This is a genomic window from Bacillus sp. es.036, assembly GCF_002563635.1.
GTDB lineage: Bacteria > Bacillota > Bacilli > Bacillales > Guptibacillaceae > Guptibacillus.
On record NZ_PDIZ01000001.1, the window covers coordinates 2,461,435 to 2,480,189 of the forward strand.

Annotated in this window: 20 protein-coding genes and 1 pseudogene; 7 read left to right on the forward strand and 14 right to left on the reverse strand. The window is 40.2% G+C overall.

Going from position 1 to position 18,755, the window contains the following annotated elements; all coding sequences use genetic code 11:
* Positions 1 to 43: 43 nt before the first annotated feature.
* Positions 44 to 1,414: an aldehyde dehydrogenase gene (locus tag ATG70_RS12600; protein WP_098444646.1), complete on the reverse strand. Its 1,371-nt coding sequence runs from the start codon at positions 1,412 to 1,414 to the stop codon at positions 44 to 46.
* A 178-nt stretch (positions 1,415 to 1,592) separates the two neighbouring features.
* Between ATG70_RS12600 and speD the strand changes: the two genes are divergently transcribed.
* Positions 1,593 to 1,985 carry an adenosylmethionine decarboxylase gene (speD, locus tag ATG70_RS12605; protein ID WP_098444647.1) on the forward strand — a complete coding sequence of 131 codons (393 nt, stop codon included), beginning with the start codon at positions 1,593 to 1,595 and terminating at the stop codon, positions 1,983 to 1,985.
* Positions 1,986 to 2,030: 45 nt separating this feature from the next.
* Here speD and ATG70_RS12610 read toward each other — a convergent pair whose 3' ends face one another.
* Complete coding sequence (locus tag ATG70_RS12610) at positions 2,031 to 3,851, reverse strand: terpene cyclase/mutase family protein (RefSeq protein WP_098444648.1); 1,821 nt, start codon at positions 3,849 to 3,851, stop codon at positions 2,031 to 2,033.
* A gap of 131 nt (positions 3,852 to 3,982) precedes the next feature.
* On the opposite strand from ATG70_RS12610, the gene ATG70_RS12615 reads away from it, so the two are divergent.
* On the forward strand, positions 3,983 to 5,485 hold the full coding sequence (locus ATG70_RS12615) for a hypothetical protein (protein ID WP_098444649.1): 1,503 nt from the start codon (positions 3,983 to 3,985) through the stop codon (positions 5,483 to 5,485).
* Between the two features lie 41 nt (positions 5,486 to 5,526).
* Here ATG70_RS12615 and proC read toward each other — a convergent pair whose 3' ends face one another.
* The 5 genes from proC to ATG70_RS12640 all read right to left on the reverse strand — a co-directional run bounded on the left by proC (position 5,527) and on the right by ATG70_RS12640 (position 9,607).
* Positions 5,527 to 6,324: a pyrroline-5-carboxylate reductase gene (proC, locus tag ATG70_RS12620; protein ID WP_098444650.1), complete on the reverse strand. Its 798-nt coding sequence runs from the start codon at positions 6,322 to 6,324 to the stop codon at positions 5,527 to 5,529.
* 74 nt (positions 6,325 to 6,398) lie between these two features.
* Entirely contained in the window at positions 6,399 to 8,045 is a 1,647-nt protein-coding gene (locus tag ATG70_RS12625; protein WP_257147681.1) for a b(o/a)3-type cytochrome-c oxidase subunit 1, read from the reverse strand.
* The gene (locus ATG70_RS12630; protein ID WP_098444651.1) at positions 8,042 to 8,515 is read right to left on the reverse strand and encodes a cytochrome c oxidase subunit II; all 474 of its coding nucleotides are present in this window, start codon (positions 8,513 to 8,515) and stop codon (positions 8,042 to 8,044) included. Before ATG70_RS12630 ends, ATG70_RS12625 begins: the two co-directional genes overlap by 4 nt.
* Before the next feature lie 21 nt (positions 8,516 to 8,536).
* Positions 8,537 to 8,695: a cytochrome c oxidase subunit 2A gene (locus tag ATG70_RS12635; RefSeq protein ID WP_098444652.1), complete on the reverse strand. Its 159-nt coding sequence runs from the start codon at positions 8,693 to 8,695 to the stop codon at positions 8,537 to 8,539.
* Between the two features lie 186 nt (positions 8,696 to 8,881).
* Positions 8,882 to 9,607: a Crp/Fnr family transcriptional regulator gene (locus tag ATG70_RS12640; RefSeq protein ID WP_257147682.1), complete on the reverse strand. Its 726-nt coding sequence runs from the start codon at positions 9,605 to 9,607 to the stop codon at positions 8,882 to 8,884.
* Positions 9,608 to 9,782: 175 nt separating this feature from the next.
* On the opposite strand from ATG70_RS12640, the gene mobA reads away from it, so the two are divergent.
* Positions 9,783 to 10,316 carry a molybdenum cofactor guanylyltransferase gene (gene mobA / locus ATG70_RS12645; protein ID WP_098444653.1) on the forward strand — a complete coding sequence of 178 codons (534 nt, stop codon included), beginning with the start codon at positions 9,783 to 9,785 and terminating at the stop codon, positions 10,314 to 10,316.
* 169 nt (positions 10,317 to 10,485) lie between these two features.
* Positions 10,486 to 11,613, forward strand: a complete 1,128-nt coding sequence (locus tag ATG70_RS12650) for a CapA family protein (RefSeq protein ID WP_098444654.1) — start codon at positions 10,486 to 10,488, stop codon at positions 11,611 to 11,613.
* Between the two features lie 60 nt (positions 11,614 to 11,673).
* Here the strand turns inward: ATG70_RS12650 and ATG70_RS12655 are convergent.
* Positions 11,674 to 12,417, reverse strand: a pseudogene (locus ATG70_RS12655) (SDR family NAD(P)-dependent oxidoreductase).
* A gap of 352 nt (positions 12,418 to 12,769) precedes the next feature.
* Positions 12,770 to 12,955 (reverse strand): hypothetical protein, encoded by a 186-nt coding sequence (locus ATG70_RS12670; protein WP_098444657.1) that lies wholly within the window; start codon positions 12,953 to 12,955, stop codon positions 12,770 to 12,772.
* Positions 12,956 to 13,037: 82 nt separating this feature from the next.
* On the opposite strand from ATG70_RS12670, the gene ATG70_RS12675 reads away from it, so the two are divergent.
* Entirely contained in the window at positions 13,038 to 13,502 is a 465-nt protein-coding gene (locus ATG70_RS12675; protein ID WP_098445807.1) for a divergent PAP2 family protein, read from the forward strand.
* A gap of 372 nt (positions 13,503 to 13,874) precedes the next feature.
* Here the strand turns inward: ATG70_RS12675 and ATG70_RS12680 are convergent, their stop codons facing one another.
* The gene (locus tag ATG70_RS12680) at positions 13,875 to 14,123 is read right to left on the reverse strand and encodes a hypothetical protein (protein ID WP_098444658.1); all 249 of its coding nucleotides are present in this window, start codon (positions 14,121 to 14,123) and stop codon (positions 13,875 to 13,877) included.
* Between the two features lie 214 nt (positions 14,124 to 14,337).
* Between ATG70_RS12680 and ATG70_RS12685 the strand changes: the two genes are divergently transcribed.
* Positions 14,338 to 15,459 (forward strand): DEAD/DEAH box helicase, encoded by a 1,122-nt coding sequence (locus ATG70_RS12685; RefSeq protein ID WP_098444659.1) that lies wholly within the window; start codon positions 14,338 to 14,340, stop codon positions 15,457 to 15,459.
* A gap of 77 nt (positions 15,460 to 15,536) precedes the next feature.
* On the opposite strand, the gene ATG70_RS12690 is transcribed toward ATG70_RS12685, so the two are convergent.
* Together ATG70_RS12690 and ATG70_RS12695 are read right to left on the reverse strand one after the other, a co-directional pair.
* Positions 15,537 to 16,328 carry a TIGR00266 family protein gene (locus tag ATG70_RS12690; protein WP_098444660.1) on the reverse strand — a complete coding sequence of 264 codons (792 nt, stop codon included), beginning with the start codon at positions 16,326 to 16,328 and terminating at the stop codon, positions 15,537 to 15,539.
* 106 nt (positions 16,329 to 16,434) lie between these two features.
* Positions 16,435 to 16,821 carry a response regulator gene (locus ATG70_RS12695; RefSeq protein WP_098444661.1) on the reverse strand — a complete coding sequence of 129 codons (387 nt, stop codon included), beginning with the start codon at positions 16,819 to 16,821 and terminating at the stop codon, positions 16,435 to 16,437.
* 282 nt (positions 16,822 to 17,103) lie between these two features.
* Here ATG70_RS12695 and ATG70_RS22805 point away from each other — a divergent pair, with 282 nt between their 5' ends.
* On the forward strand, positions 17,104 to 17,232 hold the full coding sequence (locus ATG70_RS22805) for a hypothetical protein (protein ID WP_255461919.1): 129 nt from the start codon (positions 17,104 to 17,106) through the stop codon (positions 17,230 to 17,232).
* A 97-nt stretch (positions 17,233 to 17,329) separates the two neighbouring features.
* Here the strand turns inward: ATG70_RS22805 and ATG70_RS12700 are convergent, their stop codons facing one another.
* Both ATG70_RS12700 and ATG70_RS12705 read right to left on the reverse strand, forming a co-directional pair.
* Positions 17,330 to 18,271 carry an IS3 family transposase gene (locus ATG70_RS12700; RefSeq protein ID WP_142329577.1) on the reverse strand — a complete coding sequence of 314 codons (942 nt, stop codon included), beginning with the start codon at positions 18,269 to 18,271 and terminating at the stop codon, positions 17,330 to 17,332.
* Entirely contained in the window at positions 18,157 to 18,720 is a 564-nt protein-coding gene (locus ATG70_RS12705) for a helix-turn-helix domain-containing protein (RefSeq protein WP_098443716.1), read from the reverse strand. The genes ATG70_RS12700 and ATG70_RS12705 overlap by 115 nt, the downstream gene beginning before the upstream one ends.
* Positions 18,721 to 18,755: the final 35 nt, after the last annotated feature.

The following is an 18,755-nucleotide window of genomic DNA, read 5'->3' on the forward strand; positions in this document are numbered from 1 at the left end:
AATCATACCATGGCAAGGTAAAACACTAAAGAAGAAAACGACATTACCCCATAAGCTTCTTGATGATTTTCAGCCCATTTTTGGCTGAGGGGTATCGGAAGGCGAAATCAAACTTCGTTGTTTGTTTCACAATGCTCTTCTCATGCGAGAAGGCTTCAAAGCTTGCTTTCCCATGATAACTCCCCGTACCACTAGACCCAACGCCACCAAAAGGCAAGTAAGGAGAGACGATATGCATAAATGTGTCGTTCATACACCCTCCCCCAAATGAAATGGATAACGTTATTTCTTCTTGTTTTTCTTCGGATTCAGAGAAAAAGTAAAGTGCGAGCGGTTTTGGACGGCGACGTACTTCGTTAATAACCGTTTCAAGTTCTGTAAATTCAAGCACAGGTAAAATAGGACCAAAGATCTCCTCTTGCATCACTGGATCTTCCCATGAAACATTGTCCATAATCGTTGGAGCAATTACCCGATCACTTGCTTTATGCTGTCCACCAATTAATACGTCTCCATCGGCTAAAAACCTTTTTAATCGATCAAAGTGACGATCACTTACAATATGACCGTATTTTTCATCTGATAGTGGATCTTCTCCGTAGAATTCAATCAGCACATTGTTCATTTGTTCGATCAATGCCATTTTTACGTCACTGTGGACATACAAATAGTCAGGTGCGATACATGTTTGACCAGCGTTCGTGAATTTCCCCCACATAATTCGTTTTGCAGCTAGAGCTAAATTAGCGTCTTTGTCAACAATCGCTGGACTCTTCCCTCCCAATTCAAGCGTAACAGGGATAAGTTGCTTTGCAGCCGCCTCCATCACAATCTTTCCTACAGCAACACTTCCTGTGAAAAAGATGTGATCAACCGGTTGTTTCAAAAGTTCAGTACTCGTTTCAACGCCACCTTCAATAACCACAATGTACTTTTCAGGAAAAACTTCTCGAATCATTTTACTAATAAGAGTTGAGACAGCAGGTGTTAATTCTGATGGTTTTAAAACGGCACAGTTCCCCGATGCGATTGCTCCAATAAGTGGAGCTAACTGAAGTTGAAATGGATAGTTCCACGGCGCTATAATTAACGTTACCCCGAACGGCTCACGGTGAATGACGCTTTTAGAGCCAAAGTGAGTAACTGGTGACTTTACTTTCTCCGGTGTCATCCACTCTTTTAGGTGCTTAAGTGTGAACTTAATTTCCTCTAAAAGGAAACCAATTTCAGTTGTATAAGCTTCCCATTCTGATTTATGCAAATCATCTTTAAGCGCTTGTAAGATCTCAGGTTCATACTCTTTAATCACGTCTCTTAACGTTTCAAGCTGTTTTTTCCTAAACGAATAGGATTTTGTTTCCCCTGTATAAAAATATTCTTTTTGCAGGCTTACTTTATCAGCAATATGCTCCATCTTATACTCTCCTCTTAACGACTTTATTGTTCTTTAGTTTAAACATTTAAACGTAATATGTCAATCTTAAAACTCTTATATAGGTTTATTTCTTCCTGTTTGAGGGGAAAACCTGCATAAAAGCAATTCCTGTAATCAACACTATACAAGGATGTAGTTAAGAAGGAGGCAATTTACTATCGAAACGCTTGGTCATCATATCATCGCAGAGATGTGGAATTGTAACAAAGAAAAACTAAACGATTTAGTGTATATAGAAGAAACATTCGCTAGTGCGGCTCTTGAAGCTGGAGCAGAAATAAGAGATGTTGTTTTTCATCCATTTGAACCTCAAGGTATAAGTGGTGCGGTTATTATCGCTGAATCTCATCTAACCATCCACAGTTTCCCTGAACATGGCTATGCTTCTGTTGATGTCTATACATGCGGAGATAAAATTGATCCTTCCGAAGCAGCGAATGCAATCGCAAGGTCATTAGAAGCAAAAACCATTCACACAGTGAAAATCCCACGTGGCGCAGGAGAAATTACCGTAAAAGAAATTGAAAAAAGTGGTGTGGAATCACAATAATTGACTGTAGAGAGGTGGTTCCATACCGCCTCTCTATTATCGTTTTTATTGTTGCATTTGTAACTTTTTATAGTGTGAAAGCGCAAGTAGTGGCCATATCACTTCATAACTATGATATCTGATATAAAATCCTCCTGGTAATCCCGCCCCTGTTGGATAAGTGCGTTCTTCCATATCATATGATTTTTTGAGAAGGTAATCCACACCTCTATTTAATGATTCACCTGTTTCTTTACAAACGGATAAAGCATCAACGCCCCATGCTGTTTGTGATGGCGTGCTAACGTGTAAAGGAACGAATTTCTGTTGAATATCACTTTGACACGACTCTCCCCATCCCCCATCATATCTCTGTATTTTCTTAAGAAACTGTATTCCTTTTCGAACAGGAGTAAAATCAGATGGATAGCCAGCTGCCTTTAAAGCCGTTAGCGCCGCCCATGTACCATAAATGTAACAAATCCCCCATCTCCCTCTCCAAGAACCATCGCTCTCTTGATTCCGAATCAACCAGTTTGTTCCCTTTCTAATGGAAGGATGATTACGGTTTAGTTCAGCATAGTTACATAAAAACTCAACTGTTCTACCAGTTAAGTCCGCCGATGAATCATCTGGAAAAGATGACCTTGCCCCGTCAATGGGTAAGTCTTTTAATAGAAAAGCCTGACGATCCGGTTCGAAAGCTGGCCAACCTCCATCCTGATTTTGCATAGCTAGAAGCCAACTGACTCCGTCATGCCAACGACTTGACTCATTTTTCATATCCTTCAACGCTCTTAACGCAACAGTTGTATCGTCTACATCTGGATGAGTTGTATTCCCTTCAGAAAACCCCCATCCACCAGGGGCAATACCCTCTCTTGTAATCGCCCAATCCCCATACTTTGTCTGCTGATGTCTAACTAAATAATGGTTAGCCGCTCTAGTTGAAGGTACTGCATGAACTAAGCCAGCTTCTTGTATCGTATAGGACAGAAGGGCAGTATCCCAAATTGTTGAAGGCGAATTTTGAAGATGGGAATTAGAATCACAGAGCATTCCTTTCAGTCCATTAAAGGCACGTATAATAGAAGGAGCGTGTTTTTCATATCCTAGGGCCAACATCGCATAGATCATAAAAAATGTAGCCGTTGCATAGTTCATCAATGTCCCGTCTGATTCAATTCTTTGAAGCATGTATTGTTCCGCTCTCTTTCTTGCTTTATATAGCTGGTTTGATGGAAATTGACTCATAGCAGTCCATGCTTGTTTAATATCTTCTTTCATGGATCGATCTTCCATAATTAAATGTGTGAGATCTGGCGTCCATCTTGTTTTAATGGAATAACGAAGGTCCTGGCACAGAAGAATTGGTGCAAAATGCGCTCTTGCATAAGAACTTAAATCATTGAAAGAAACTGGTGAAGCCTTCGGAATAAGTAGAAAAAGCATTGGAATATGGAATAAGTGAGGCCAATTTAGATGACCGTTTAAAGCGAGAAAAATGGACGTCATCGAATCAACCCTTTCGATCCCACCCCATTTTTTAATATAGTGCTCTGCTTTTTTCATCTCACTATGTTTACAAGTCATCCTTCCTGAATACAGGAGACTATGGTAAGCCTGAACGGTAGCGGAAAGATTCCCTCGATCGTCTTCATATAATTTCCAGTATCCTTCTTTAGATTGTTTAAATAGAAGTCGTTTCACAAGAGCATCAAGCAATGATTTATCTGGAAGTTTAAGCATGCGTATTAATACAATCATCATCGCATCCGTTAATAAACTATTCTCAAAACAAAAGTTAAAGGCACCATTCCCATGTTGATGCCTTAATGCCTCACTTAATAGGTCTTCTATTTTTTCATCCACTTTCTTTTCTAGCATGGCGCTCCCTCCTCAAGTAGGCTACCGTATTGTATTCACTCTACCTTTCGGAGATTCTCACTAATAACTATTGTAAATTTTTTGAAACTTGTGTAAAATTCAAACGTATGTAAGGAACAAGGAGGAATAGAATGAAAAAAATAGGATTTCCCATTCTCACTGGTTTTATCATTTTACTTTTAGTTTATCTTCATCAGCTCTCCATTCTTCAAGAAAAACCGGCAACGGATTGGAGCAGGTCAGTCAATCTTGACGTAGCTGCAGAAGATAGCGAGATGTTTGTTCAACGTGAGGAAGATAGGAGCACTCTCTTTTTTAGCGGTGATCCCGTTCGAAAAGTGGTCGTGAATGAAAAGTTGGATACAACGACAGAAGAACTCAGCTACTCCATTCCAGACGGATATTCGTTTTATGTTGATGATCAACAAGCGATTTACAAGAAGAAGGATGAATTAATTTACGCAACAGACGAGAAAGAAACAAGCATTTTAAAGGAAATTGAAGGAATGAACGTATCAGAAAATGGCGTAATTGCGTGGTCACGGCACACCGCATACACCATTTCACCAGTAGGAAAAGTTAAGTCAGAAATCGAACTACCTCAATACATAAAAAGCGGTACTTTAACAGAAGAAGGTTTGGCATTTCTTTATGTTCAAACGGATGATGTGAACCAGTTTCTAACACTTGATGCAGGTAAAGACCCAGTTGTTCTATACGAGACTCCACTTACATCAGGAGAAATTTACAGCAATCTTCAAATGATTGAACTCGATAACAAACTTACGTTCACCTATACCATTAGTGCAACGAGACAGGGTACACGAGTTGTCAGTACGTACTTTGGAGAAAGTGTTGCTGGTAAGGAAGCTGACGTTCAGCTTTTGAAAATCCAAAATGCGGAAACTGGTGACAGGTTTGAGAAGCCAAACTACTTTTCATTAATTGAAAAAGACGGTGCGGCTCATCTTTTATTTAGTTCGAATGGAGAAATTTCACCAAAACGTTCCGTCATTAGTATCTATGAAGCTTCGCAACAGGATGGCGAGTGGGTTGCCTCTCGCCGGAGTACGACAGAAGAGTTATCTATCCGCCCCATTGCAATTACCGATCAGTCTTTAGTCTGGATGGATAAAGAGAAAAACGAACTCGTCTTGCACGGCGCATCAACAGATCCTACCGTTGTGAAAAGCAGTAGCTCCATCTCGAGCGATGACTTAACGTATGCCCTTTACTATACGTTCACAGCAATTGTCGGTATGTTTGCGATGTTAGCCTTCTCATTTGGTTTTCTCATCCTTCCTGCCGTTGCATTAATGTACTTCTATTTCGCCAATACAACAGCAATTGAACAAGACAAAAAATGGGTTGAATGGACGATCATTCTTTTATGTGTCGCCTCTCAAATTATTTTCCTTCCATCTATTCTTGATGGACCATTTCAATATCTCGCTCCATCTTACCTAACCTTTTCAGGAGCTGCATACGTTTGGCCGCTAATTATCTTTGTTGTATCTTATATGATTAGCCGCGTTGCTCAAGATCAAGAATGGACCATCATGCAGCGAACCTCCTATCAGCTTGGATTAAATCTCGGCATGCTAATCTTCCTATTAGGACCTTATATCCTCTAACAAATGAAAAAGCATGTCCTCTGGTGAGAGGACATGCTTTTTTACTTTGCTTGTTCTGAAGCTTTATGATTTACAGCTAGTACCGCCTTGTGTAAAAGTTGACTAAATTCAGCATTTTCTAGAACGTCAAGTCCTGCAGCTGTCGCGCCGCCTGGCGTTGTGACTTGATCCCGAAGTTCTCCTGCCTTCCGCCCATCTTTAAGCATCGAAGCTGAACCAAAGATCATTTGCATCACGAGCTTTCTCGCTACTTCCGATGATAAACCATAGGATTGCGCCGTCTTTTCTAACGCCTCAGCGAATTGGTAAACAAAAGCAGGTGCACTTCCCGTAACCGCTGTTAAGTCATGAATCTGTTCTTCTGATAGCTCTTCGGATTCACCAATAGCATCTAAAATTGTTTGTAGCACTTCTCGATGTTCTTCCTTTACCTCACTCCCGCAAGCAAACAGTGACATTGACTCGCCAATATCAGCTGCAGTGTTCGGCATAATCCACGCTGTTGGAACACCTGGCAAGGAAGCTTCTAAAATAGAAGGCCCAATCCCTGCAGCTACCGTAATCACAAATTGCTCGGTTACTTTACTGGAAAGTTCCTTGAGAACATTAGGATGAGCTGCAGGAGGCATTGCTAATATCACAACATCATGCGTCGAAATAACCTCTTGCCATATACCTGTTTCCACGTTATACGTTTCTTTCAAATGAGTCAATCTCGTTTGATCAGACTGATTTGAAATCGTAATTTTACCAATCGTATCTGACTGCTTAAGTCCAGAAAAAATAGCCTCAGCCATTCGTCCTGCACCAATAAACAAGATATTCGGTTTTTTCAACATAATCCCTCCTCAATTTCCTTCTTAACTATATCAAAAGGTGTCTAAATAGAAAAACGCCGGCTGATCGCCGGCGTTTACCAGAACTTATATCCAGGAGAACCTGGGGGAGCGTGTTCAATCATATGAATGACTGGTACGGTATAAGCGACAAGGATAAGCACAGTTGCGATGCCAAGCCACAGCCGCCAATTTTCTAAAATGACTGGTGTTTTCTCGGCCGCCTCCGCCACCTCTCCGATCGGAAAGTCTTCTTTGCCTTTTGGAGCGAAAAAAGCAAGATCAGTAATAATATACATTAAGAGTAAAATAGCAATAAAGAGAATGGAACCACCAACGGCCATTGTTACTTCATAAGGAATCCACCCTAGTGCATCAGGATGATCCTGGTATGTCGTATAAGCTGTTCGTCTCGGTGCACCAAGCAAGCCAACTGTATGCATAGCCCCCGACATAAAGAACATGCCAATCGCCCATAGGATCGTTTGTAGATTTGCAATTTGATGCATTCTTCCTGTTAGTACGCGACCGGTAAGATGCGGGATAAGCCAATAGGCTATTCCAAAAAACGTAAGCGCCACACTCGAAGCAACAGTAAGATGGAAATGCCCTGTAACCCACAATGTATTATGAACAATCTGGTTCATTTGGTTACTAGCATTAATGATTCCTCCTGCACCTGCAGGAATGAAGATGAGCATACCAACCATCGGTGCAAAGAATCTTGCATCCTTCCATGGTAATGCACGAAACCAACCAAATAATCCTTTTGCTCCTTTTTTCCGTCCTGCTATTTCAAAAGTAGCAAACAGTGAGAAGGCAGTCATCAGAGAAGGAACGATAACCATGAACGTTAACACAACCTGCAAATACTTCCAAAATGGAGAGATTCCTGATTCAAGTAACTGATGATGAAAACCAACAGGAATAGAAAACAGTAAGAAGAGCACGAAAGATAAACGAGCTAAAGAGTCACTGAAAATTTTCCCACCAATAATTTCTGGAATAATGACATACCAGCACACGTAGGCAGGTAAGAGCCAGAAGTACACGAGTGGGTGGCCAAAATACCAGAAAAGCGTTCGACTTAGTAGAATATTAATTTCATCAACCCATCCAAATGACCAAGGAATGAATTGAAAGATGACAGAAACGGCGACACCAATCGTAGCTACAAACCACAAAACCATTGTCATAACAGCCATAAAGCTAAACAAAGGAGAAATCTTTTTATGAGTTACCTTTTTCCAAATGTAATATTGATGACACATCGCGCCGCCCGCTAACCAGGTACCAACAATAAATAACGTAAGGCCAATATAGAACCACGGGGAAGCTTTTAAAGGTGCGTAAAAGGTATAAAGAACCGTACCTTCATTTAAAAGAACCATCACTGTTGTAAGCGCCGTTCCAATTGTCATTACAATGTAACCAAGCCATCCCATCCGATAAGGTTGGTCATAGAATTTCCCCATTGTTCTGCTCATGCCGGCATAGAAAAAACCAATAATAAAATAAGTTGTAAATACAAGTGCAAGTAAAATACCATGAGCGGTCAACAGCTGATAATAGCCTATCCCTGCAGGAAGTTGAATCGTTCCACTTCTAACAAGTGTTTGTAAAAGTCCTGCAATCCCACCTAATAGGACGGCTGCAAAAGCGATATACAAATGTGCCATACTAAGCTTTGCATCATTTCGATCGACTACTAATTCGTTTTTCATTTTATCACCTCCAGTGGCACACCCATGGCCTGGTGACCAACTCCACAATATTCATTACATAAAATGAGAAACTGTCCCGCTTCATCAAACGTATGAGTAATGGTATTGATATGACCTGGTGTAATCATCATATTCACATTCGTTTTCGGAATTTGAAATCCATGTACCACATCTTTACTCGTTACTTTAAAATGAACAGTTGCCCCTTCAGGTATTTTTATTTCATCGTTCGATTGAAATGTGAATGCTTGAGCAACTAGAACCAATTCATATTCATTCTCACCTATCTTTTTTAAGCCTGGATCATCGAAAGGTGCCGTTAAATCGACTTGAGTTGGATCAAGAATCTCACTATCACTTGGCGGTGTATGACCCATTGCGAAAGCGTTCACACCAATTACCAATAAAAAAAGAATCAGTGCTCCACTTCCAATCATGAGCCATAGCCTTTCTAATTTATGCATATGCATGCTACTTCCCCCTCTCTCTCTCTAAAGACGAACCATATACAACCAGTAGACGCTAAACCAGGACAGGACAATAAATCCCCCAAGCAACATGACAGCAATCATCGTTCCTTTCAGGTTTGGTCCTTCCTTTGTCGTAACGACTTTTCGCACCGTTTCCTTTTTCTCCTCAAGAACCCCCATTGTTCCTCCTCCTTTGTATGCTCGGTATAGGTTTAGTTTAGGAGAATAAAAGGGTTTATTCTGTGACTTTACTCACAAAACAACGGGCGGTTTTTGGTTTCACCAATAAAATTTAAAATTGGATAATATAGGTTTTTTTAGCCAATAAACCTCAAAAAAAAGTTCAGGACAACTGCTCCTGAACTTTTATAACCGACATATGTTTTTAGGACAGCCTTCACAATGACAAATTGCTTTTAGCTGTTCAAGATCTTTAATCATGATGGTGCCATTTTCGTAAGCAATGATGTTATCCTTCTTTAACTGATTTAACATGCGATTGACCGTTTCGCGCGTGGCGCCAATTAAATCAGCAATTTCCGTATTCGTGAACTTTGTAGTCATTCGAATGGTATTCCCTTCTTCAATACCGTAAGTGTTTGCGATTCGAATCAATGTTGAGGCAAGAGCTCCGTGCTTTCCAAAAAACATTAAATCACGAAGTTTCGTTTGCGTAAAACGCTGCATATACCCCATCCATTTCATAAATTCAACCGCCAGATCACCGTTTTGCCAGAGGATTGTTTCAAGGTCTTTTTGTTGAATGACGCCAAGACTGCAATCCGTCATGGCTTCTGCACTAAAGCTATTAAGAACGTGACTATCATCTCCAATTTCCCCAAAAAGATCGCCTGCCTGAAAGTGGTAGAGAACGAGGTCCTTCCCCTCATCTGAACTTTTCGTAAGTTTCACTGCTCCGCTTTTTAAATAATATAGATGATTGCAGTCGTTTCCTTCCCAGTAGATCTTTTCACCACGTTTCACCTGCTGTTCATACATTAACTCTTCTAATTTCACAAAATTTTGATTAGAAAAAGACTGTGTATTGTAACTCCCTTTATTCATCATCGCAACTGGACATGTAACCTTCATCGATTTCCCTCCTAGAACCCTTCTGTTGCTTTCATTATAAGAGTTCACTTCTAATTCAGGTGTGATAAACATCACATATCGCCCATTTTATTAAAAAAGATGTGACATTCCTTACAGTCTACTTTTCAAATACCGGTTACATTTAAACTAACAAACGAATTGGAAGGTGAAGAACATGCTAACAGGAGTTATTTTAGCCGGGGGACCAAATGATTATGTCTACGGTCGCCACAGATCCCTTCTACCACATCATGGTGAACCGCTTATTCAGTTTCAGATTAAAGAAATGCGTAAAATTGTTGATGAAATGATTGTCGTAACGAATACACCTAGAGACTTACTGCCCTTCGTACCACCAGATACACGCATCATTACAGATTTTTTTCAAAACAAAGGTCCTCTAGGTGGTTTACATGCCGGGATTTCACTCGCTAGGACGGATGTCGTATGGGTCATCGAATCAGATAATCTTGCCCCGTCTACTCGCATCGCAAGTAGATTGATAAAGAACTTGTTGAAATTTGATGTGGATGGTGCTCTTCCTGTTTTTAATGGAGTTCTAAAACCATTTGAAGGAGTTTACAGGACAAGCACAAAAACATGCCTAACAGGTTTACTTCAAGCGGGAGATACCACCACTTCCACTTTTCTAAAAAGCATTAATACTTCTTCAGTAGTCATTCAACCTGATATGCTCTCCCTCAAATAGACATGGTGAATTCACCATGTCTATTTGAATAGATCCTCTCTTTTTCAATGACCCCTTTACACAAAGCGAATGGTCCTTTTTTTCATCCACATGCTTTTCTTATAAAAAGGTGGTACGATAGCGATGATAACGCTTTAAGATAACTTACAAATGGATATAGGTGAAAACAATGAAAAGAAGGTCGCTATTACTCATCATTCTTTTGATTTTTGTTGGAGGTTTCGTCTTTTGGCTATCCAGTCAAAAGGAAGATCCAAAGAACACATCAGATCTCCTTGCTTATCGAAACGTAACACAACACTCTAATGATAGTACACTTGAAACTTCTTCTTTAACACTTGCAGCAATTGGAGATATTTTAATCCACGATCGCGTCTACGAAAAAGCAGTTGAAGCGGGGAAGTATAATTTTAATCCGATGCTTCAAAACGTACAAAACCAATTGCAAGATGCAGACATAACCATTGCCAATCAAGAAACAGTAATAGGCGGAACCTCAATTGGCCTTTCTTCCTATCCTTCTTTTAACAGTCCAACTGAAGTAGGCGATGCCCTAAAAATGTCCGGAGTCGATATCGTCTCAATGGCGAACAATCATACATTAGACCGAGGAGAAAAGGCCATCCAAAATGCGATTCAACATTGGAAAAAAATCGGTATACTTTATACAGGAAGCTACTTATCCAAAGAAGATAGGAATCAAATTCGAACGATCGAACATAATGGCATTTCGTTAGCTTTTCTTTCTTATACTTATGGAACGAACGGTATACGTCCTCCGGCTAATAAGCCGCACCTCGTTAACTACATTGATAAAAACGTGATGAGACAAGATATACAAAATGCCAAAAAGCAAGCAGATGGTGTCGTTGTAAGCGTACATTTTGGAACTGAATATGAACGCTACCCAAATAAAACACAATTGGAGCTAAGTTCATTTCTAGCTGAGGCAGGAGCTGACCTTATTTTGGGCCACCACCCTCACGTACTTCAACCACTTGAATGGATTGAAACAAAAGACAAGCGAAACGTACTCGTCGCTTATTCACTTGGTAACTTTTGGTCTGGCCAGAAGGATGATTACAAAGATATCGGTGGCATTTTGAAAGTGGAGTTTGCCAAAGAGCAATTTAGAGGAAAAACGACGTTTTCAGTCACCTCTCCCTCCTTCACACCAACGTTTGTTGATCAGAACTATCACGTTCATCCTCTTATAGAAGCCAAGCCTGAGCGACTAGAGGAAATAAACAATCATATGAAAAAATGGATCCCAAATCTAAAAGTCCCTAAACTCTAAAAATAATAGGACTACTCTCGTTAGAATAATGATTTAATGAGAGTAGTCCTATTATTGTTTTTACGAAAGCGTGTACCCACCGTCTACGACGAGATTGTGCCCATTAATATAACTTGCATCCTCGCTAGATAAAAAGTATACGGCTTTGGCGATTTCAAGTGGTGATCCAAATGAACCCCTTGGATGCTGTTTGAAAGCTCTCTGAAATACTTCTTCCGAACCATATAACTTTCTTGCAAGAGGAGTATCAATGGGGCCAGGAGAAATGACATTCACACGAATTTTTCGCTTCGCATAACGACTTGCCATTGATTTTGATAATGCTACTACCCCAGCTTTCGCAGCACTATATGCCGGAAGAGCTGAAGGGTATTTGAATGTTCCCACAATAGCAGCATTGTTTACAATCGCTGAATTTTTATTAAAAAGTCTTTCGCAATGATTCACCATATAATAGATTGACTTTAAGTTGGTCTGAAAAAGACGGTCCCATTCATCATCTGAAACACGACTCAGAGGTCCGATCGCGACATCTGCTACACCAGCATTATTAAAGAGAACGTCTACTTTCTCATAGGTTGTCTTAAATTCTTCAACGAATTTTTTTACTTCGTTTTCTTTCCCAACATCGACTTGATAGAAGGTAATGGAGCCCAATAGCTCTTAGCTACTTCGTTCTAGGCTTTCACCGCGTTCTTTTGAGCGTCCAAGCCCAAGAACACTAGCTCCTTTTTCTGCAAAATAGCGCGCTGTTTCTTGCCCAATTCCTGACGTTGCACCAGTAACAATCACAACTTTATCCATATGAACCAACCACCCCTTCTTTCTTTCCTACATTAAGCGTAATGGAAGAATGGGCACGGTCCTAATTTGAATCGGTTTTTAATGTGCATGGTACCAACCATAACGATCGTACGCTTCCATAAAATTAATCTTTCCAACCCAACAAAGTTCAACACCGATAGCTTTATCATTTGCATCACTGTTATAAAGGATATTATCAATTTCGGTGACATACCGAACGTGTCACGCTTTTTCGTTAATGGAATGATTTCCAGAGTGACCGAATGATCAATAAACGTATGAGCAAACAAGCACCAACTGGCTATTTTCTTTTTCCCCTCAAAAAAATTAGTCAGAAGCTGAAAACTTCTGACTAATTAGGAGTTTCACTACTATCTTTGAAGCCATTCATAAATCCGTCTAAATCACACAACTGATTCACAGACGGAGAAAGGGCCAATTTCTCTAATACTCCCGCATAATACTCCTGGTTTGAATCATCGATTAATGTCGCTAACGCGGAACGGATCACTTCAGCTTCTCGGTGCGTAATGTTCACAGACATTCCTCCTCTCATTGTTTTTCTTATTTTCTCCTTCAATCATCATAATCATGTGGTTTTTTGCCAGAATAACAATGAGGTGAAGAAAATGAATAAAGGTATGAACCTGGCACTTTCAGCAATTGTCCTTGCACAAGGACTAAAAATACTGACACACAAAGCAACATCAGGCAAGTGGGATTGGCGACCTCTCCTTCAAACAGGAGGAATGCCTAGTTCTCATTCTGCAGGTGTGTCAGCACTAGCTACTTACACAGCTTTAAAAACCGGAAAAGACTCGATCGAGACCGCTCTTGCGGTTGTTTTTGGAGTCATTGTTATGTACGATGCTCAAGGAATTAGACGACACACAGGTGAGATCGCTCGTCTTGTTAATGACCTTGATGAAGATTTTGAGCTCTTATCAGGTCAATACCCCGATCTGTTTCATGCAAGGCGCGATGTAGAACTGAATGAATTACTTGGTCATCAGCCCGCTGAGGTAGGCGGGGGTGCCTTACTCGGCATAGGACTTGGATTTTTCGGGTATTTTTCAAAAAAATAACAAAGTTGCATTTGACATATGTAATCTAGCGTGTATAATGTGTAGTTGGGGTATCAATAAACCCGATATTAACAACTAGCTCCTTTAAAATAAGGAGAACTAAAATTCATAACTGGAAAGGTATGAACAGCATGATTCTAATTGGCTTGTATCAAGTTAATGGCCATACTACAATTGCTGTTGATCCTCCTCACTCACACTGGCGCGGCTTCGGAGCCGTAAGGATGGAAGAGAGGTAGGGCTTTCGTTGTTTGAGAGATCAACAGATCTCTATGGTATGTTTACCGCGGCAATGAAGGAGTTACTGTTAATAAATAACGATCGTTATATATAATGAAAGAGCGCATCAAAGCGATGCGCTCTTTGTCAATTTCATGGAGAAATTTTTTCGTTTTTTTGTGCGATGATATCCGCTATAACACCACCTGTATAAAGAATAGATGAAATGATGCCACTGATTCCAAATGCTCCGATTCCAATCAGCCAACGCATTGGATAAGGCTCTTCAATCGTAGCGTAATTCGGTAAGTTTTCTCCAAGCGTAATGCCAATAAAGAGCGCGGCGATGATTCCTGTAAGTAATGTATACACTGCCATTCTTCTAAGTAAGTATCCATTCATGTCCGATTCCTCCCTCTTGCTTGCTTATTCCCTTTCATGACCCAATAAAACATAAAGAGACGCAAGGAAAGAAGCAAACGAAAAAGAGATGGTTAGCGTCCTGAGAAAATGACGACTATGTTAAAATAAAGATAACTTGATGAAATAGGCGTAGAAACCGAATATTTATCCTGCCTTGCAGGTTGAACGTATATGATAATAAAGGAGTAACAATATGACAATGTTTAATCAACACCCATTTCTTTCGGAAAACTGGCAAGCTGCCGGCTTTACAAATTTCTCAGATGTCCAAGAACAGGCAATTCCTCGTATCTTGAACGGTGAGGATTTACTTGTAGAAGCACCCACTGGTACCGGAAAGACGCTAGCTTACCTTTTACCTATTATGCAAAAGCTTGATCCAACCAAGAAAAATACACAGGCGATCGTACTTGCGCCAACTCGGGAACTTGCCATGCAAGTTTTTGAAGTCGCTCAAAAGTTTTTAAAAGGTAGTGAAATGACAGCTGCTTCGATGATCGGGGGAGCTGCGATTAAACGCCAATTAGAGAAACTCAAAAAACACCCGCAACTCATTGTTGGGACGCCAAACCGAGTGGCTGAATTGATCGATATGAAGAAACTTAAGATGAATGAAGTTACCAGCATCGTAGCCGATGAAGCCGATCAGGTGCTACACCCTTCTACAATGGAAGATGTTTCTTACATCTGTCAATCTGCCCTTAGAGACTGTCAGCTTCTTTTCTTCTCAGCTACTCTTAGCGATAAAGTACTCATGCAAGCGAAAAAGCTGTCTGATAATCCATCAGTATTAAGCATCAAAGCAACTGCTGAAGAGAAGAAAGCCATTGATCACAGTTATTACGTAACCAACCGTCGCGAAAAACCAGAACTACTTCGAAAGCTAGCACGTAAAGATGGTGTTAAAGCTCTAGCCTTTGTTAACAATAGCAACTATCTTTCGCGTTTAAAGGACATTCTTGCAACTAAAAAAATTTCATTCGATGTATTGGATAGTTCCACAAACAAGACTGAAAGAAAGAATGTTCTAAATCGTTTTCGAAACGATCAGATTCAACTTTTGTTAACGACTGACCTTGCTGCAAGAGGTTTGGATATTGATAACATTACCCATGTCTTCCACTACGATTTATCCGAGGACGCAAGAACTTATCTTCATCGTTCAGGACGAACAGGCCGAATGGGGAAAGAAGGATCGGTTGTCACTCTACTACTTCCTGGTGAAGAGAAATACCTCGAGAAAATCACCCAAAAACTAGATCTTGAATTAACAAGAAAGAATGCGCCAGCTCCTAAATCTCGCAAGCGTAAGTAACGCTTTACTACGCAATCTAAAAAAGCTGCTCTTCATCAATTAATTGATGAAGAGCAGCTTTTTAAATACAAAGTTTCTCAATCTCCATTGAACATATCAAAGAGTCCTTTTGCCATACTACCTTCCCCTTTACTACCACCTGGCGTTTGTGGCATTGCAGCAAACACGCGACTTGCTAAGCGACTAAACGGTAGCGATTGAACCCAAACCGTTCCTGGACCTCTAAGCGTTGCAAAAAACAAGCCTTCTCCACCAAACAAAGCCGTTTTCACCCCTTTTACAAATTCGATGTTATAATCCACATCGCCTGTCATGGCTACTAAACACCCTGTATCAAGACGGAGCGTTTCACCTGGTTGAAGTACTTTTTTATGTATCGTCCCCCCAGCATGAACGAATGCTAAACCGTCTCCTTCAAGCTTCTGCATAATAAACCCTTCTCCGCCAAAGAAACCTGTACCTAACTTCCTTTGAAGTTCAATTCCTACTGATACCCCTTTAGCTGCAGCAAGAAAAGCATCTTTTTGGCAAATGATTTTTCCTTCCCATTCACTTAAATCCATTGGAATGATCTTGCCCGGATAAGGCGACGCAAAGGCTACGTGTTTTTTCACTTTTCCTTCATTCGTAAAAGCGGTCATAAAGAGACTCTCGCCTGTAAGTACTCGTTTTCCTGCACTAAACAACTTACCTACTAAGCCACTTTGTCGTTCACTTCCATCCCCAAAAATCGTTTCCATTTCAATATGATCTTCCATCATCATCAGACTTCCCGCTTCGGCTACAACCGTCTCTCCTGGATCTAATTCTACTTCTACAAACTGCATATCATCCCCGTATAATTTAAAGTCAATTTCGTGATTATTCATTTCATAATCCTCCTTTTTAATCATTGATTATGATACGGATTGCTGCTAAATAGGTTTCAAAATTGATAGAAAAAAACCTGCTTTCTGAAGAAAGCAGGGGAAACAATTATTTGGTGCGTACCATTTCTTTTGTATCAAGTGGAACGACACGTTTAACGGTTCGACATACTTCTTCTATGTCAAACGGTTTTGCAAAATGAGTGATCGCACCAAGCTTCATAAACTCTTGTACAAGCTGTAACTCACCATAAGCCGTCATAAAGATAACTTGAACACCTTCATTAAGCTTTTTCAGGTTTTTAAATACTTCCAATCCGTCCATACCGGGCATTTTTAAATCGAGGATTACAAGGTCGGGACATTCTTGTTTCACAAGCTCAATGGCTGTCATACCGTTCGCAGCTTGGAGCGTTTGGTACCCTTCTTTCTTAAATAGTTCACTTAACAACACGCGAATGCCATACTGGTCGTCCACAATTAATATTTTCTTCATCGTATGCCCACCTTTTTTGCGATATAGTCTCATATCATGCGACTTCTTATCATTATTGTGCATCATCTAATCCCGAAAGAAAATAACTTCGTCGAAACTAGTCATGAGATTACAAATCTCGCACATTTTCGCCTCTCAAACTGTTCATTATTAAGAAATGTAAGCGTTTAATCAAAAACACAGGTTCTTTTTTACCATTTTATAACTTTTTTACCTTTAAGCTGTTTTATCTTTTAAAAGTGGGGAAAAGATAACTAGATTAAAATTAGGAGGGTTTAAAAAATGACTGGTCCCACGATACAGACCATAAAAGAAATCGAGAACAAAGCGAAGAAAGAACAACTTGAAGCGTCCAAAGCTAGAAGCGTTGTCCGAGAAGCTACAAAAGTAAACTCGATACACCCGTCCTAATTTCATTTTAGCGTAAAGCAGAGAGATCTTCTCTCTGCTTTTTCTATGGCTAAAAAAAAACCGCCAAGGTAGTGACCCCTAAAAGTTAGAGTTTTTATTATGCAGCTGTTTGGCTGGTTTGAGTTCGATATTGTATCGGGCTTAAACCAGCCAATTTTGCTTTTACGCGTTCATGGTTATAATAGTCCACGTATACCTCAAGTTTTCTTTTCAGTTCTTCATAAGAGACAAGCTCTTCTCCATAATACATTTCTTGTTTGAGAATCCCGAAGAAGTTCTCCATGGCCGCATTATCGGCACAGGTTGCTTTTCTGGACATACTCTGGAAGATTCGATTCTTCTTTAATGTCTTCACCCACGTGTTGTGCTGATAATGCCAGCCTTGATCTGAGTGGATGGTGGTCCGATATTTGGCTTCCGTTCGAATGGTTTCTAACGCTTCAGTCAAAGGCTTTAAAACAAGATTGAGTGCGGGTCGGTTGGAAATCCCAAAAGAAACAATTTCTCCATTAAATAAGTCCATCATCGGGCTCAAATAAAGCTTTTCATTTCCTCTACATTTAAATTCAGTCACATCTGTGACAATTTTTTGGAGACGGACGGACGTATTGAATCTGCGTTTCAATCGGTTTTGAGCCACTTTTCCAACCGTACCTTTGTACGATTTATACCGGGATTTCCGAGTGAATTTTTCACACTTCAATCCCAACTCACTCATCATTCGTTGCACTTTTTTGTGGTTGATGACATATCCCTGGTTTCGAAGCGCTAAGTAAATGCGGCGATATCCGTATTTTCCCTCGTGCTTATGGAAGAGTTCCTTGATCACTTCTTTCCACTCTTTATTTGGATCTTCGTTCTTTAATTGCGTTACCTGGTAATGATAGGTGGCCTCGGGAATGGCTACTCTCCGCAAAGCGTCCTTTAATTTGAATCCTTCTTTTTTGAGTTCGAATACCAGCGCTGCTTGTGCTTTTCGAGATAGGCATTCGGGTTCTCCTGAAAAGCTTTTAACTTTTTTAGATAGGAAATCTCTAATCGCAGAAGCTCATTTTCGCGTTCTAGTTGTTCTTCACGCGTTAACTCTTTTTCTGATTTCGATGATTGTTGTTTGTGATTTTTTGGCATAGGTGGCCGTCCTTTCGCTTTTTCTTGGAGGCCTCCGATTCCTTCCTTCCGTAATGTACTAGACCAATTCGCAATTAACGAAGGATTGTTCATTTTAAAGGCAATCGCAGTCTCCCGATAAGAAGCGCCTGTCTGTTTCATAAAGTTTAATACATTTAACTTAAATTGGACAGGGAAGACTTGTCTTGAACGCTTTCTCTTCAATCCCTCTTCTCCAAAGGTTTGATAAGCACGAACCCAACCAATGATGGGAGATTTATGAGGCATTCCATACTTTTTGGCTAATAAAGTGTATCCCAGAGATCCTTGGAGATACTCCATTACCACTTCTAATTTAAATTTTTCACTATACTTTGCCATACAAAAACACCCCGAAAGTTAGTTTTTAACTCTAA